Source organism: Arcticibacterium sp. SM2516 (assembly GCF_057914865.1).
This window is the reverse complement of record NZ_CP195290.1, coordinates 452,928-468,111: the sequence shown is the minus strand read 5'-3', so window position 1 is coordinate 468,111 and position 15,184 is coordinate 452,928. Positions and strand designations below refer to the sequence as shown.

At 37.0% G+C, this 15,184-nt stretch carries 15 protein-coding genes; 12 read left to right on the top strand and 3 right to left on the bottom strand.

All coding sequences use genetic code 11. The features are described from left to right. The first annotated feature begins 32 nt into the window (after positions 1-32). Positions 33-485 (top strand): hypothetical protein, encoded by a 453-nt coding sequence (locus ACSBFT_RS02050; RefSeq protein ID WP_489603156.1) that lies wholly within the window; start codon positions 33-35, stop codon positions 483-485. Here the strand turns inward: ACSBFT_RS02050 and ACSBFT_RS02045 are convergent. From ACSBFT_RS02045 to ACSBFT_RS02035, 3 genes are all read right to left on the bottom strand, one after another. Further along, positions 475-909, bottom strand: coding sequence for a DoxX family protein (locus ACSBFT_RS02045; protein ID WP_463044385.1), 435 nt, complete (start codon positions 907-909; stop codon positions 475-477). The genes ACSBFT_RS02050 and ACSBFT_RS02045 overlap by 11 nt on opposite strands. A 74-nt stretch (positions 910-983) precedes the next feature. Next, positions 984-1,220, bottom strand: a complete 237-nt coding sequence (locus ACSBFT_RS02040; protein ID WP_463044384.1) for a DUF4834 domain-containing protein — start codon at positions 1,218-1,220, stop codon at positions 984-986. Between the two features lie 52 nt (positions 1,221-1,272). After that, positions 1,273-2,526, bottom strand: coding sequence for a TlpA family protein disulfide reductase (locus tag ACSBFT_RS02035; protein WP_489603154.1), 1,254 nt, complete (start codon positions 2,524-2,526; stop codon positions 1,273-1,275). Between the two features lie 191 nt (positions 2,527-2,717). Here ACSBFT_RS02035 and ACSBFT_RS02030 point away from each other — a divergent pair, with 191 nt between their 5' ends. The 11 genes from ACSBFT_RS02030 to ACSBFT_RS01980 all read left to right on the top strand — a co-directional run bounded on the left by ACSBFT_RS02030 (position 2,718) and on the right by ACSBFT_RS01980 (position 15,148). Then, a complete protein-coding gene (locus tag ACSBFT_RS02030) occupies positions 2,718-4,235 on the top strand; it encodes a M61 family metallopeptidase (protein WP_489603152.1) in 1,518 nt (505 codons plus the stop codon). Positions 4,236-4,246: 11 nt separating this feature from the next. Then, positions 4,247-4,705 carry a hypothetical protein gene (locus ACSBFT_RS02025; protein WP_463044381.1) on the top strand — a complete coding sequence of 153 codons (459 nt, stop codon included), beginning with the start codon at positions 4,247-4,249 and terminating at the stop codon, positions 4,703-4,705. 268 nt (positions 4,706-4,973) lie between these two features. Further along, entirely contained in the window at positions 4,974-6,380 is a 1,407-nt protein-coding gene (locus tag ACSBFT_RS02020; RefSeq protein ID WP_489603151.1) for an arylsulfatase, read from the top strand. Next, positions 6,377-7,054 carry a DUF547 domain-containing protein gene (locus tag ACSBFT_RS02015; RefSeq protein ID WP_489603149.1) on the top strand — a complete coding sequence of 226 codons (678 nt, stop codon included), beginning with the start codon at positions 6,377-6,379 and terminating at the stop codon, positions 7,052-7,054. The genes ACSBFT_RS02020 and ACSBFT_RS02015 overlap by 4 nt, the downstream gene beginning before the upstream one ends. A 45-nt stretch (positions 7,055-7,099) precedes the next feature. After that, a complete protein-coding gene (locus ACSBFT_RS02010) occupies positions 7,100-8,248 on the top strand; it encodes a Gfo/Idh/MocA family protein (RefSeq protein ID WP_463044378.1) in 1,149 nt (382 codons plus the stop codon). Between the two features lie 5 nt (positions 8,249-8,253). After that, entirely contained in the window at positions 8,254-9,879 is a 1,626-nt protein-coding gene (locus tag ACSBFT_RS02005; protein WP_489603147.1) for a sulfatase family protein, read from the top strand. Between the two features lie 96 nt (positions 9,880-9,975). Beyond that, a complete protein-coding gene (locus ACSBFT_RS02000) occupies positions 9,976-10,428 on the top strand; it encodes a DUF1569 domain-containing protein (protein WP_463044376.1) in 453 nt (150 codons plus the stop codon). Positions 10,429-10,432: 4 nt separating this feature from the next. Continuing rightward, positions 10,433-11,341: a S66 peptidase family protein gene (locus ACSBFT_RS01995; protein WP_463044375.1), complete on the top strand. Its 909-nt coding sequence runs from the start codon at positions 10,433-10,435 to the stop codon at positions 11,339-11,341. Between the two features lie 12 nt (positions 11,342-11,353). Continuing rightward, positions 11,354-11,827, top strand: coding sequence for a hypothetical protein (locus tag ACSBFT_RS01990; protein WP_489603144.1), 474 nt, complete (start codon positions 11,354-11,356; stop codon positions 11,825-11,827). Between the two features lie 14 nt (positions 11,828-11,841). After that, on the top strand, positions 11,842-12,300 hold the full coding sequence (locus tag ACSBFT_RS01985) for a nuclear transport factor 2 family protein (RefSeq protein WP_489603142.1): 459 nt from the start codon (positions 11,842-11,844) through the stop codon (positions 12,298-12,300). A gap of 379 nt (positions 12,301-12,679) precedes the next feature. Then, positions 12,680-15,148: a TonB-dependent receptor gene (locus ACSBFT_RS01980; protein ID WP_489603140.1), complete on the top strand. Its 2,469-nt coding sequence runs from the start codon at positions 12,680-12,682 to the stop codon at positions 15,146-15,148. Positions 15,149-15,184 lie beyond the last annotated feature (36 nt).

Genomic DNA, 15,184 nt, shown 5'->3' with positions numbered 1-15,184 from the left:
TATTCATATTTAGGATCTAAAACCTTAAATAAATGAGCCAATCTGAATTGCAAATGGTCATAGATAGAATGATATTGACCATTACAGCCGAAATACCAAATTTTAAAAACAGTCCTTTAGATTGGAATATATCAGAAGGAAATGTAGCTCTCTGCATTTTAGACGATCCTGGAAATGTTTACGGAAAAATCTGGGGAAATGACAAAGTAAGAGGTAGAGGATTTTATGATATCGCATATAGAAAAGCTTCCCAAGTATGGATTACAAACATGAAGACAGGAGAATACGAGGTTGAAGTATTTTCTGGACGAATAAACTATAAAGATTTCGGAATTGAACTACCTGATTTGATGGGATGGGAAGGTGGCCAGCCGATTCAACTTGACATCGACACTAGAATTTATTGTGGCTTTAGTGGCTTTGAAGGAGTTAATGACTTATCTCTGGTTAAAAATGCCGCCGAAAACGCTACATCTAAAACCTAACCGACCTTCTAGTTCTTCCAAAAATATAATAATCCAAAGAGTACCTACCTGGACCCCACATAAATAAAGAAATATAAGGAATAAGAAAAAGTAGTCCTTTTTCCATGCCATCAAAACCTTCTGAGATTTTCACAACAAAAGTAATCACGAAAAGTGTAAAAATGAGGATGGACAATGCCGGTCTGGTAAACAACCCGAACAATAGCAAAAGAGAGCATCCTAGTTCGGCGAAAGTTGCAGAAATCAAGGAAAATCCTTGACCCATACCTATAGGATCTGAGAAGCCAAATTCTCCATTCAAGATTTTTTGCAGCTTTTTAAATCCATGAGGAAGCATTAAAATGGCCATGCCTACTCTTAAAAAGAAAATGGCAAAATCTACATAAGGAGGTAAAGCAGTTACTCTAAAAAATCTATTTAACATACTCAAAAATGTTGTTTATCAAAAAATAGGATAACGGAATAATTCCATCCCGAATTGCCAAGATATGACATTAATTATTCTACTTCCTCATAGTCTACATATTGGCCTCCCTTAAAACCCTTAGTGTCTGTATCCTTAGGAACATAGTCAACATTTATTTGACCTTCTTGCTTCATATTAGATTGCTGACCCTTGTTGGCCTTTTTCTGCTCATTGACCATTTGTTTCCCTACAATCAACCAAAATAAGAATCTTCTTACTGGCGGTACAAAGGCAATTATGAGTATAACGATTAAAATTATTTTGAACATATTGTCTAACTTTTTCTGAAAGTAAAATTATATAAAAGCACCGTTTTTTTCACTAGAGTAACTCTAATAATAACGGCAAAGTTTCCTCACTGCTTGGTCTTGGAGCATTATCATTTACCAAAATTCCTTTTTTGTCGATAACCATATATCTCGGTATGCTAGAAACCCTGTATTTTATAGAAACATCATAAGAATGACCATTTTCTCCAAAATCTTCTAAACCTAATTTCTGAACTGCCCCCCTCCATTTGTCTAAGTCTTCGTCTATAGAAATGTAAAGAAAAACTATCTCCTTCTTTTGCTTACTTGTAAGCCCTTCATGCATCGCCTTACTATAAGGAAACTCCTGCCTACATGGTCCACACCAACTTGCCCAAAAGTCTACATAAACTACCTTACCTTTAAATTTCTCAAAAGTAAAAGCGTGGTCATTTAGATCCATTATTGCGGGCAATTCAGTATCCTTTTCTTTTGCTTTAGAGAGTTCCGTTGCTCTGCTAGTTTCTGCAGTTAACAGTTCGTCATAAAAAGAGTCCGACAGGAATTCCTTCAATTTGTCACAATAAACCTGGCTAGTCCAAAACCTAAAAGCAGAAGTGCTCAGCACCTTATAGTTATTCTCTATCAGTCTGGTTAAAGTGTAATCTAAAACATCACCTCTTAAATATTCTTCCGCAAATTCGGCTTTATCTTTCATGGATAAAACACCGTCTGCATATTTATTAAAACCTTTTTTTTCAGAATTAAAATACGTTACAAAATAGGGCAAAAACTCCCTATAAGATTTAGACAGCAATCTTTTTGGATTATTTATCTTATTTAAATCTAAAGCGGAAGTCATAATTCTAGGCAGAGATGTTACTTGCTTTAATCCGGTATTTTGGTTACTTCTGTTAATAGCGTAAGCCAAAAGCAAATGCCAATAATTATAATTAATGTTGGCTTGAGTTAAGTCTATAAATTCCTCTGAAAGTCCGTCGTATTTAACATAAGACTTGAGAAACTCCATTTGCTTATTTCTCTCCTCAAAAAGACTTAATTCCCAGTCATCCACACTAACTTGGTTTAACTTCTCATATTGAATCTTCTTATTAAAATCATCTCCAAATTTCGCATCAAATTCTTCAACAAATTTGGCGTGAGTAGGTTCTTTAAGCAATTTACCGATAACATCCTCTTGAGAAAATGTGGCAAGGGTATAAACATCGTCCTCATTGGCATTGAAAACCTCGGAAAACGTTATTTCATAAGGTGTTAAGGCCACAGAACCCAATAAAATAGAAAACAAAAGAATGGTGTATCTCATAAGTATAATATAGACCGAAATAGATTAGTAATAAAGTCTAAACGATTATCAAATTATAAAGTTCTTCAAATATGCCATAGAATTTCTATATAATTGACTCAAAAGCAGACATAACCCTAAGAACATACACTATTCTAATTACTTTTTTATCAAAAAGTCTCATTTTTGTGGCTTCAAAATCATCAATCTAAATGAACTTAATTAAAACTCTTCTTCTTTTTTCTGTCTCAACTTTGACTTTTGCTCAAACACCAATTGAATTTCAAATTGACGTCACCCAAAATACGGATACCTTTTACGTTTCAGCTAATTTGGCAGAACCCTTAAGCAAAAACAAGGGATTATATCAATTTGCAGCTACCGCACCAGGCACTTACCAAACTCAAAACATTGGCCGCTTTGTTAGTGATTTTAAAGCGTTTAATAAAAAAGGGAAAGAGATAAAAGTTTCCTATAAAGAACCCAATCAATATATCATTTCTAAGGCAAATAAAGTAAAAAGTATAAGTTATAATGTCGCTGAGACATTTGACACCGAAGTCGAATCTTACCCAGTTTATATGATGTGTGGCAGTAGCATTGAGGATGACCATTCCTTAATTAATGCTCATACCATGATAGGATACTTTAGCGGCAAACAAAGCCAACCCATAAAACTGAGCATAAAAGGAAGAGATGGATGGCAAACGGGAACGGCTCTTAAAGAGGCTGAGGGTTTTCTATGGGCCGACTCTTTCGATGAAATAGTAGACTCCCCTATTCTTACTGGAAATTTGACTTTTGCAGAAACCAAAGTGGCAGATACGCCTGTTCGCATTTTCACTTATTCTGAAAACGGCAAATTTACCTCTCCTGCCCTACTTGAAAACATGAGAGCAATGTTAGAGGCATCTAACCAATTTCTGATAAAGCTTCCTGTTGATAGATATACCTTTCTATACTACTTTATACCTAATCCTGATGGAGTAACCGGAGCTTGGGAACACGCTTACAGCTCTGAATACGTCCTAGCCGAGAACGAACCTACAGCGGCTTACATGAAAGAGGTTACAGATATTGCTTCTCATGAGTTTTTCCATATTGTAACCCCTTTAAATATTCATTCAGAAATTATTGAGTCTTTCAATTTTGTAGAACCTACGCCATCAAAGCATTTGTGGTTATATGAAGGGGTTACAGAATGGGCATCTAACATTCTATTATATCGAGGTGGTGTAGTTGATTTTGACTCCTATATCAAAAATGGCATCCGTCAAAAAGTCCTTATCAATGATAATTATTTTGACAAATCTTGGAGTCTTGCAAGAATAGCAGAAGAGTCTTTCAATGAAGATGGAGCTAAACAATATGGCAATATCTACTATAAAGGGGCATTGGTAGCAGGTTATCTAGACATCAGGCTACTAGAGCTATCCAATGGAAAAAGAGGATTGAGAGAACTTATGTTAGAACTGGTGAGTAAATATGGAAAGGGTAGACCTTTTTCTGAAAAAAACTTTTTCGAGGATTTAGTTAAAATGACTTACCCAGAAATTGCAGACTTTATTCACGATTATATTGAAAACGCTGAGCCGCTTCCTCATAAAGAATATCTTGATAAAATAGGATTAAGTTTCTTTGGTGAAGGAAAAGACTTAGAAATAAGAAAAATAGTCAACCCTAACGACAAGCAACTTTTACTTTTTAACGCTTGGAGCAAGAATTTATAATCTAAAATTAAATGTATCAATTTCTACTTAGCAGCCATTCAATCATTCGCTGGTTAGTATTGTTGGCATTATTAATTTCTACATTTAAAGCATATCAAGGATGGATAAATCATAAAAGGTTTACCATCCTTGACCAAAGGTTATTTAAACTCACCACTTCAATAGTCTATCTGCAATTCACTTTTGGAGTTTTGCTCTATAGTCTAAGTCCAATTGTCAAGCACTTTTGGTTCCATCTCCCTTCGTCCATTCAAATGAGAGAAATCCGCTTCTTTGGCATGGAGCATATTACGATTATGGTCATTTCGGTTTCATTGATAAGTATAGGTGAAGCAAAATTAAAGAAGTCCGATCTGGACATTGAAAAATTTAAGATAATAGCCATTTTTTTCACAATTGCCCTTCTACTAATTCTTTCTTCTATTCCTTGGTCCTTTTCTCCACTTACATCAAGACCGCTTTGGAGATGAAACTTATTCCATAAAAATAGGAGAATAATGTACGGAATATATAACACTTTTTCTTCATAACTTCAATTGTATCAGGCATAAGAAAAGAATTTTTAAGATAAAACACACTTACTGCACTTCTTCAAAGCTTAGCATTTTAATTTCTAAATGGAAGCATTAAAAGGCTATTCAAATAGTACCGCTTATTCGAGCTTACATTAAGATTGAGTTTGATATTGCATGATAACGGGTAACCCACTATCTTCATGCTTTAACCCTATTAAAAATCATGAATAAACTCTCTTTACTCCTTTTTCTTAGTACGTTGATATGCTCGTGCACAGAAAGTAAAAAAGGCAGTGACTCCCAAGTAAATATCGTATACATTATGGCAGACGACCTCGGCTATGGCGATGTTGGAGCTTTTGGTCAGAAATTAATTAAGACACCAAACATTGATAAACTGGCTACTGAGGGTATGATGTTAACCAGACATTATGCAGGAAACACCGTATGTGCTCCTTCAAGATGCACCTTAATGACAGGTAAGCATAATGGGCACGCCAGAATTAGAGGTAACAAAAGGGTGCCACTAGAAGACGAAGACTTCACTGTAGCAGAATTACTAAAAAAGGCGGGATACGTCACTGGGATTGTGGGTAAATGGGGACTAGGCGAAGAGCAAAGTTCTGGTATTCCAAACAAACAAGGTTTTGATTACTTCTATGGTTATCTAAACCAAGCCCATGCTCATAACCATTACCCCGCTTGGCTTTATGAAAATGAGTTGAAAGACAGCCTAGGAAATGAAGTGGAATACATGACCACAGGAAATAATGCCGGTATAAGCGGACATTCCACCAATAAAAAAACTTACGCTAATCATAAATTCATAGAAAAAGCAATAGGATTTATTGAAGAGAACAAAAGCAAACCATTTTTCTTGTATTTGCCTGTTACAGTGCCTCATGCCAATAATGAGTCACAGCACTTTAATGAATCTGGAATGGAAATACCAGACCTCGGTATTTATGCCGATGAAGATTGGCCAGAAAACCAGAAAAGACATGCTGCCATGATCTCTGAGTTGGACAGAACGGTTGGTCTGGTTATGGAAAAACTTAAAAGCGAGGGGCTAGACCATAAAACGCTCGTGATTTTCACTTCTGATAATGGCCCACATGCGGAAGGTGGAGCAGACCCAGATTTTTTTAATAGCAATGGAGACCTTAGAGGTATAAAAAGAGATCTCTATGACGGCGGAATTAGGGTACCAACCATAGCCAGATGGCCAGAAAAAATAAAGGCAGGAACCTCCTCTGACCATGTATCTGGATTTGTAGATTTGTTTGCTACATTGAAGGCTTTGGTAAACGTGAGTGACGAACATCCAACGGATGGCATTTCCTTTTTACCAACTTTGCTTGGTTATGAACAACCAAAACACGAATTCCTCTATTGGGAGTTTTACGAACAAGGCGGAAAACAGGCCGTAATCTTCGATGAGAACTGGAAATGCATTAAACTCTTTGTAAACGACAGTACGAAAAGCAAAGTGGAATTATACAATATTGCTGAAGATCTGGGTGAACAAGTAAACCTAGCAGATTCCAACCCCGAACAACTGGCCAAAGGATTGTCCATTATAAAAAGAGAACATATTTTTTCTCCAGATTTTAAATTCAATTTTGAATGATAAATAAACTTTCTGAAGACCTTCTTCTAGCCGTTAAAAAGAATGAAGAGACTTCAGCACTAGAAGCCCAAATGGCTAAGCTAGACCTAAAAGAACTTGAAAACGAAATTTCTAATGATGAAAGTAAAAAAGCCTTTTGGATAAACTGTTATAATGCATTTTATCAAATTCTTAGAAAGAAAAATATGGTAAATCTGTCAGAGATTTACACCACAAAGGCGATTGATATAGCTGGTCAGAAATTGAGTTTAGACGACATTGAACACGGGATATTAAGAAAAAATCGGATAAAGGCCTCTCTAGGATATCTCCCGAACCTATTCGCACCTGCATTACTAAAAAAACTCGCGGTCGATAAAATTGATTATAGAATCCATTTTGCTCTAAACTGCGGAGCAAAGAGCTGTCCACCTATCGCTTTTTATCATACACAGAAGATAGAACAACAGCTAGAAATGGCTACGATGTCATTCCTAGAGTCTGAGACCTCTATTTTCTACGACACCATGGAAATCCAAACCAGCAGCTTACTAAGCTGGTATAGAGGAGATTTTGGTGGCTCCAAGGGCATAAAGTATTTGCTTCAAGAAAAACTTAACATTCCTACTAGAGGATTTAAACTCACTTACAAAACCTACTCATGGGAAGACCAGTTAGGAAACTTTAAGGAGTAAAAATACTTTTACACAAAATTGAAAAATGAATTCAACCCAATCATAATGAAAAATAATAGAAGGAACTTTCTTAAAAATGTTGCCATAAACTCAGCAGGTTTGGGTTTATTAGGCTCTGTCCCATTAAACCTTTCTGCTCAGAAAAGCATCATAGCGTCGTCATCGTCTACACTTAAAACTTGGGCAAAGCCTAGATTGAAATTTGCCGTCATAGGCATGAATCACGGCCACATTTACAGCATGACAGAAGCCATTAAAAGAGGTGGAGGAGAACTGGTTTTGTTTTATGCCAAAGAACAAGAACTGAATACGGCTTTTGGTAAAAGATACCCCGAGGCTAAACTTGCCAAAAGTGAAGCAGAAATACTCGAAAATCCTGACATTAAACTGGTGCTAAGTGCTGGTATACCCGTTGAAAGAGCTCCGCTAGGAATTCGAGTAATGAAAGCAGGAAAAGATTATATGTCTGACAAGCCAGGCATTACAACCTTGAAACAACTGGCAGAAGTAAGAAAAGTACAAAAAGCGACCAAGCAAATTTATAGCATCGTTTACAGCGAAAGACTTGAAAACAGAGCGACGGTTAAGGCCACAGAATTAGTGGCAAGTGGGGCTATCGGAAAAGTAATTCAAACGATAGGTCTTGGGCCGCATAAAATGAGACCTGAAACTCGTCCAGATTGGTTTTACGATATGAGCCAAGTAGGTGGTATTATTACAGACATTGCTTCGCATCAATTCGACCAATTTTTACACTTTACCAATTCTACGGAAGCCAAAGTTCTGGCCGCTCAAGTAAAAAACATCAATCACCCCCAATACCCCGGTTTTGAAGATTTCGGGGATGCTATGGTGACCGGAAATGGCGGTTCTGGATATGTGAGAATAGACTGGTTTACACCTGACGGCCTTAAAACCTGGGGAGATGGAAGATTGACAATTTTGGGAACGGAGGGCTTTATTGAAATAAGGAAAAATATTGATATCGCGAGGTTTGATTCAGGAAACCACCTTTATCTGGTCGACGGAAAAGATACCATTCACATGGACTGCAAAGACGTAGATTTACCCTTTGGTTCTCAAATGGTAGATGATGTATTAAATAGAACAAATACCGCTATGACACAAGAACACTGTTTCTTGACCATGGAATTAGCGTTAAAAGCTCAAAAATTAGGACTAAAAAACTTTTAAGTATTATGTTATTTAAAAATATACTTTTCGTACTCTCTCTTTTCCTTATCGTTTCATGTGGCTCTGACAATCAATCTATGACTAAAGAGTCTCAAGAAAACGTCCCCCCTCAGCCCAATATTTTATGGATTTCGGCAGAAGACTTAAGTCCCAGAATGGCAGCTTATGGCGACTCCACTATAGCTACTCCAAACCTTGATAGACTAGCAAAAGAAGGTGTTGTATACGACCATGCTTATACATCTGCAGGCGTATGTTCGCCTAGTAGAAATGCTATTATTACGGGTAGATATCAAACCAGTAACGGTGGGCAGCATATGAGAACCATGGGCATACATGAGCCTGTGGAATTGGGTCTGCCGTCCATGTACAACTCCGTACCACCTGCAGATGTGAAATGTTTCCCTGAATACTTAAGAGCTAAAGGGTATTATACCACCAATAACGACAAAACAGACTATCAATTTACCGCCCCTCCTACCGTATGGGATGAAGTAAGTAAAACAGCAGACTGGAGAGGAAGACAAAAGGATCAGCCTTTTTTCTGTGTTATCAATTTCACGACTACGCACGAATCTCAAATTTGGGCGAGAGCCGATCATGAGCTAAGAGTGGATCCAGCCAAAGTGCCTCTTCCACCCTACTATCCAGATAATATAACCTCAAGAACGGACGTAGCCAGGCATTACAGTAATCTTTCTGAACTGGACGACCAAATAGGTGAAGTACTGGCTAAGTTAGAAGAGGACGGACTCCTAGAGAATACCATTGTTTTTTTCTGGGGAGACCATGGAGACGGACTTCCTTTTTATAAAAGAGAAGTTTACCGAAGAGGTTTGCATATTCCTTTAATTGCGAGGTTTCCAAACAAGGAAAATGCGGGTACTAGAAACAACGATTTTATCAATGCTATAGATTTTGCACCAACCATGTTATCACTAGTGGGTATAGAAAAACCTTCTCAGATGCATGGAAAGGCTTTTTTGGGCGAATTCAAATCCGACAACGATCATGAATTTATTTTTGGTGCTAGAGACAGAATAGACAACGATTATGACCGCGTTCGATCGGTCATGGACAGGAAATTTCAATATGTCAGAAATTATGAACCTGAAAAACCATTATATATGGATGTGGACTTTAGGAAAGGAATTCCTACCATGAAAATGCTTCTGGCCATGAAAGATGAAGGAAAACTTAATAAAGAGCAGTCCTTCTGGTTTCAAGAAACCAAGCCCAAAGAAGAGTTTTACGATTGGACAATAGATCCTTACCAATTAAATAACTTGGCAGAAGACCCCACTTATTCAAAAGAGATTAAGCGATTAAGAGACGTCATGGACAATTGGATAGCATATACTGAAGATTTAGGAGCTATTCCAGAGGCAGAAATGCTAAAAAATATGTGGAATGGAGGTACTTCTGCACCAATCACCTCAGACCCTATTGTTTATAAAACCGGTAATAAGGCAAAGCTCATGAGCATGACCGAAGGAGCCTCTATTGCCTACCGTATAAAAGGCGTTAAGAGGTGGGAAGTTTATACAGAACCCTTCATTTTAGGAAATGGAACTTACGAAACTATGGCCATGCGAATAGGCTACGAACCTAGCCGTATTAAAGAGTTTTAAGGCTTATTAGGTCTTGTAGCACAGAATTTATCTCATAGCTCTCTTTTTTTGCGAAAGAGGAATTGTATATATTGGCCTCTCATACTAAAAAGTACCATGAAAAACATTTTCGATTCGGCGGTTACAAATGAAGTTATTCACAGAATAAATCAGCTAACACCTGAAACTCAGGCACTATGGGGTAAAATGACTGTGGCACAGATGTTGGCTCATAACTGCGTTACCTACGACATGATTTATGACGACTCCTTTCCAAAAGCGGGAGCGTTCAAAAAAATCATTATGAAGCTTTTTGTAAAAGGCATTGTGGTAGGTCCTAAGCCATACAAAAAAAATAGTCCTACGGCACCGGCTTTTGTGATTACGGATAAAAGAGACTTCCAAAAGGAGAAGAAAAGATTGATTGAATTTCTTAATAAAACGCAGCAACTAGGTGGTAGTTATTTTGATGGTAAAGAATCCAATTCTTTTGGAAAACTAACCGAAAGTGAATGGAATACCATGTTTTATAAGCATATAGATCACCATTTAACACAATTTGGAGTTTAATAGAATGAGATTAGAGGAACTTAAGCGTCCGCCATTTCTTCAAAAAGGAGATACAATAGCCGTGGTTTCTTTATCTTCTGTTTTAGATGAGAAGCGGCTTTTATTGGGTCAAGAAATCATGCATGAACAATTTGGACTCAAAACACAGTTAGCAAATAATGTGCTTAATGTTTATCATAATTTTGCTGGAACAGATTCTGAAAAGATAAGCTCATTTCAACAAATGCTGGATGATCCTAAGCTTAAAGCGATAATAGCGGGTAGAGGTGGCTATGGTGCTTCAAAAATCATTGACAAAATGGACTGGACGGCCTTTAAGGAAAATCCAAAGTGGATTGTGGGTTTTTCGGATATTACGGTCGTTCATCAGAAAATACAAAGTTTAGGTTATCAGTCCATTCATGGGCCTATGATGGTCACCTTAAGTAACGATAAAACCTCCACGACCTCGCTTAAAAATGCTCTTATGGGCAAAAAACTCTCCTACAAAGAACGTGGACACGATTTTAATAGGATAGGAAAGGCTAAAGGTCAAATTATTGGAGGAAACCTTTGCCTTTTGGCTCATAACATTGGTTCGCCCTCAGACATAAGTTTTGACAATAAAATTCTTTTCCTAGAAGATGTAGGAGAATACTATTATAATATGGACAGGATGATGGTTCAGCTAAAAAGAGCCGGAAAACTGCGTAAGTTGGCAGGCCTTATAGTGGGACAATTTACTGACAATAAAGACAATAGCACACCTTTTGGGAAATCTGCCTTTGAAATAATTCAAGATCATGTAAGTGAATATGATTATCCTGTTTCGTATGATTTTCCGATTGGGCATGCCCAAGAAAACCGAGCCGTGAGGTGTGGCGAAATAATGAAACTAGGCGTTTTAAAAAGCAGCGTTAAACTAAGCTCTTAAAAACTAAAAAATATGAATAATACCAATCCTCTAAAAGAAATTCAAAAAATTTATATGATCAGTGCTTTCGGAATTTTACTTCTAGCAGCGGTTTCCTTTTATCTCATTCAGTCTGGTAATGCTGGCCGAAATGCAGATTATATGGATATTCTCTTTAAAGCTATTCCTATGTCCATCGTTATAGGTCTTTCTGCTTCATTTTATTTAGGTAATAAGCACCTAAAAACAGCCTTAAAAACGAAAGGACTTAGCCAGAAACTTGGGCATTTTAAACAGTCCACTTTGATCAAAAATGTTTGTTTAGCGATACCCGCAGTGATAGCTTCTGTGGCTGCCATTCTTACAGGGGAAACCCAGTTTTTGTTTATATCATTGGCTATTTTGGTGGTTATGTTGATCGCTTTTCCATCTAGAAACAAAGTTGTTTCTCAGTTAAAGTTGGAACAGAAAGATATTACGGAACTGGACAAATGGATGTCTAATTAATTGTTTTAATTGCAATGAAAGAAGTTTTAGAAAAATTCTACACAGCGTTTTCAGAAAAAGACGCCGAAGCCATGGTCTCTTACTATCACGATGACATTTATTTTAAAGACCCTGCATTTGGAGTATTAAAAGGTAAAGACGCTAAAGATATGTGGAGAATGCTCTGTAAGAACGGCGGAACTGATACCGTAATAACCTTTTCTGAACCTATAGCCGACCAAACCAAAGGACTTGTCAAATGGGAAGCACATTATACTTTTAGCAAAACGGGCAAGAAAGTTCATAATGTAGTTTTGGGGAAATTTAAATTCAAAGACGGGAAAATTATTGAACATATTGATACTTTCAACTTATACACTTGGGCTAAGCAAGCCATGGGATGGAAAGGCATTTTACTCGGTAACACCAGATTTTTTAGAAAGCAATTGCAAAAAACGACTGGAGCGGCTTTAGCAAAGTTTCAGACCAACTGAAACCCTTCAAAAAAAATAGATCTCAAAAGCCTTCCTACAAACATTGGGAGGCTTTATTTATATCCGGTTCAAGATGCCACATATCAATAAATGCCATTTATCTCCAACTAATACACTTTGAACTTCCAAATAAAGCCTTTCACCGCTATGTCATTTTTCAGATGAGTGATACTGCAACTTCCTGAGCCATCTCGTCATCTGAAGTACAAATTAGTTCAAAACCACTCATCCAGTTTATTGAACCACTTGTGTATAAACTATTACCTTGTTATGCATAATACCCATAATTTTGAACCAAGATTTAAAGGGAACCCGTTGTTCAACCCTCTGTTTCTCCTTGATCTAAAAAAGCTATTACGACATAAAAAAAATGAAAAAAATGAAAAAACTATTACTTACCTTCTTCGCCCTTACAATGACATTGAGTTCATGGGCACAGTCTACTTATTCGGTCACAGGAAAAGTACTTGACGAAAATGCAGATGTGCTGCCGTTTGCCAATGTTCTTTTACTAAACTCCTTGGACAGCACATTGTCCAGAGCCATTGCTTCCGATATGGACGGAGAATTCTTCATGGATAACATAAAATCTGGAAACTATTTTGTGAAAATATCCATGGTAGGTTATTTAGATTTCCTTTCTCCAAAATTCAAATTAAATTCAGATTCGCCCATCTTTAAATTTCAACCTGTCAAACTTCAAATATCTGCAAATGAACTTGGTGAAGTAACTGTCGTAGCTAAAAAACCATTCATAGAACAACAGATAGACCGCATGGTTCTCAATGTAGAAAACAGTATCGTGGGAAGTGGCAACACCGCCCTAGAAGTTTTGGAAAAAGCACCAGGAGTGGTAGTTGATAGACAAAACAATGCCCTAAAATTAAAAAACAAAAATGGTGTCCTGGTACAAATTGACGGAAGAAGGAGTTATTTATCTGAAGAGGCTCTCATGCAAATGTTGAGTAACATGAACTCAGATGAAATTACCTCTATAGAAATCATCACCAATCCTTCTTCAAAATATGACGCCTCAGGGAACTCAGGTATCATAAACATCAAACTCAAGAAAAACAAGGCATTCGGAACCAACGGTACCTTAGTTTTATCTGCTGGAGACGCCTATCTGCCAAAAGCTACTGATGATCTTTACAGAGGCTCGGCTAATCTGTCCTTGAACCATAGAAACGAAAAGTTTAACGTTTTTGGAACAGGGAATTTAAGCAGAAACGCTTTTTATAACGATAACCACCTCATGAGAACCACTAACTTTGAAGGACTTAAAAGTACATTTGACCAAACTTCACAAAGGAACGGAAGTGGAATTTACAGCTCGGCTAGAATTGGAGCAGACTTTTTTGCGAATAGCAAAACTACGATAGGTGTCATGCTAGACGCCAACAACTGGAACGGCACCATGAAGTCAAACGGATTAACAAACATTATGGAAAGCCGTAGTGATATAGAAACAGGAAGCTCACTTATTCCATTATCTAACCGAGAAATGGACAACTGGAACTACTCGGCCAATTTTAATTTAAAGCATAACTTTAATGATAAGGGCAAAGAGATGACTTTTGATGCAGATTACAGCGGTTTTAATAACTATGCCTTTCAAAGTTTTGACACAGAGTATTTTGACGCCAACAAAATCATCACCAATAATATTCTTCAGCGAAACACTACACCATCAGACATCAACATATATGCGGCTAAAGTAGATTTTGTAATACCAACAGCGGATAAATTTAAAATTGAATTTGGAGCTAAAACGAGTTTCGTGAAAACAGATAATGACTTTGCGTTTGAAACAAGAATAGACCAAGAATGGATTATTGACCCAAGTAAAACTAACCATTTCATCTATACGGAATTTGTGAATGCCGCATACTTTAATATTGGAAAACAATGGGATAAAATAGGTTTCCAAACAGGTCTTAGAGCAGAGCACACGCAGTCTGAGGGTAATTCTTTGACATTAAATAAAATAGTGCCACGCTCTTATTTAAGCTTATTCCCTACCGCATTCTTGAATCAAAAAATAAACGACAAAAACAATCTAAGGTATTCTTACAGCAGAAGAATTGGAAGACCAAACTATCAGCAACTTAATCCTTTTTTATTCTTCTTAGACCCTTATACTTTTGAAAAAGGAAATGAATATTTAAAACCGCAGTTTACCGACAATTTAGAGCTTACTTACTCTTATAATAATGCGGTATCTTTAACCTTGGGTTACGCATATACCAAGGACAATATGTTTGGCGTAATAGAGCAAGATGACCAAACTCGTCAAACTTTTCAAACAAACACCAATTTAGAAAAGGTAGAGAATTATTCTGCAAACCTATCTTTCCCTGTTCCAATCACGAAGTGGTGGAATATGCATAATAATGTAAACTTATATTATGTAAGATACCAAGACAGTAATTTAAGTGGGGGTGTATTAGACGTAGATCAAGTGGCCTTTAACTTTTATACCGGAAGTACATTTACCATGAAAAAAGGCTGGTCTGCTGAAGCTAACATGTGGTTTAACTCACCGCAAGTTTTGGGTATTATAAAACAAACTTCTCCTCAGTATTCTGTCAATGCGGGAGTTCAGAAAAGTTTCTGGGATAAAAAAGCTCGTTTAAAATTAAACATCAATGACATATTCTTGACGTCCTTCTTCAATGGTGCCATTGATTATCAAAACATAGATTTAAAAATCGAAAACAGGTGGACAAGCAGGAATGTAAATCTTAGCTTCACCTATAATTTCGGTAACCAAAACGTAAAAGGTAGCAGAAAGAGAAGCACTGCCACAGAAGAGCTAAAAAGCCGTGCAGGCGGAGGTTCGAATTAAGACTTTTAGGTACAGTTTAAATGAAGGTAAAAGAGC

What these genes read in the sequence shown, in the direction of transcription:
- ACSBFT_RS02050 (WP_489603156.1), top strand. Translation starts at nt 33, where the DNA reads ATGAGCCAATCTGAATTGCAAATGGTCATAGATAGAATGATATTGACC.
- ACSBFT_RS02045 (WP_463044385.1), bottom strand. Translation starts at nt 909, where the DNA reads ATGTTAAATAGATTTTTTAGAGTAACTGCTTTACCTCCTTATGTAGAT.
- ACSBFT_RS02040 (WP_463044384.1), bottom strand. Translation starts at nt 1,220, where the DNA reads ATGTTCAAAATAATTTTAATCGTTATACTCATAATTGCCTTTGTACCG.
- ACSBFT_RS02035 (WP_489603154.1), bottom strand. Translation starts at nt 2,526, where the DNA reads ATGAGATACACCATTCTTTTGTTTTCTATTTTATTGGGTTCTGTGGCC.
- ACSBFT_RS02030 (WP_489603152.1), top strand. Translation starts at nt 2,718, where the DNA reads ATGAACTTAATTAAAACTCTTCTTCTTTTTTCTGTCTCAACTTTGACT.
- ACSBFT_RS02025 (WP_463044381.1), top strand. Translation starts at nt 4,247, where the DNA reads ATGTATCAATTTCTACTTAGCAGCCATTCAATCATTCGCTGGTTAGTA.
- ACSBFT_RS02020 (WP_489603151.1), top strand. Translation starts at nt 4,974, where the DNA reads ATGAATAAACTCTCTTTACTCCTTTTTCTTAGTACGTTGATATGCTCG.
- ACSBFT_RS02015 (WP_489603149.1), top strand. Translation starts at nt 6,377, where the DNA reads ATGATAAATAAACTTTCTGAAGACCTTCTTCTAGCCGTTAAAAAGAAT.
- ACSBFT_RS02010 (WP_463044378.1), top strand. Translation starts at nt 7,100, where the DNA reads ATGAAAAATAATAGAAGGAACTTTCTTAAAAATGTTGCCATAAACTCA.
- ACSBFT_RS02005 (WP_489603147.1), top strand. Translation starts at nt 8,254, where the DNA reads ATGTTATTTAAAAATATACTTTTCGTACTCTCTCTTTTCCTTATCGTT.
- ACSBFT_RS02000 (WP_463044376.1), top strand. Translation starts at nt 9,976, where the DNA reads ATGAAAAACATTTTCGATTCGGCGGTTACAAATGAAGTTATTCACAGA.
- ACSBFT_RS01995 (WP_463044375.1), top strand. Translation starts at nt 10,433, where the DNA reads ATGAGATTAGAGGAACTTAAGCGTCCGCCATTTCTTCAAAAAGGAGAT.
- ACSBFT_RS01990 (WP_489603144.1), top strand. Translation starts at nt 11,354, where the DNA reads ATGAATAATACCAATCCTCTAAAAGAAATTCAAAAAATTTATATGATC.
- ACSBFT_RS01985 (WP_489603142.1), top strand. Translation starts at nt 11,842, where the DNA reads ATGAAAGAAGTTTTAGAAAAATTCTACACAGCGTTTTCAGAAAAAGAC.
- ACSBFT_RS01980 (WP_489603140.1), top strand. Translation starts at nt 12,680, where the DNA reads ATGAAAAAACTATTACTTACCTTCTTCGCCCTTACAATGACATTGAGT.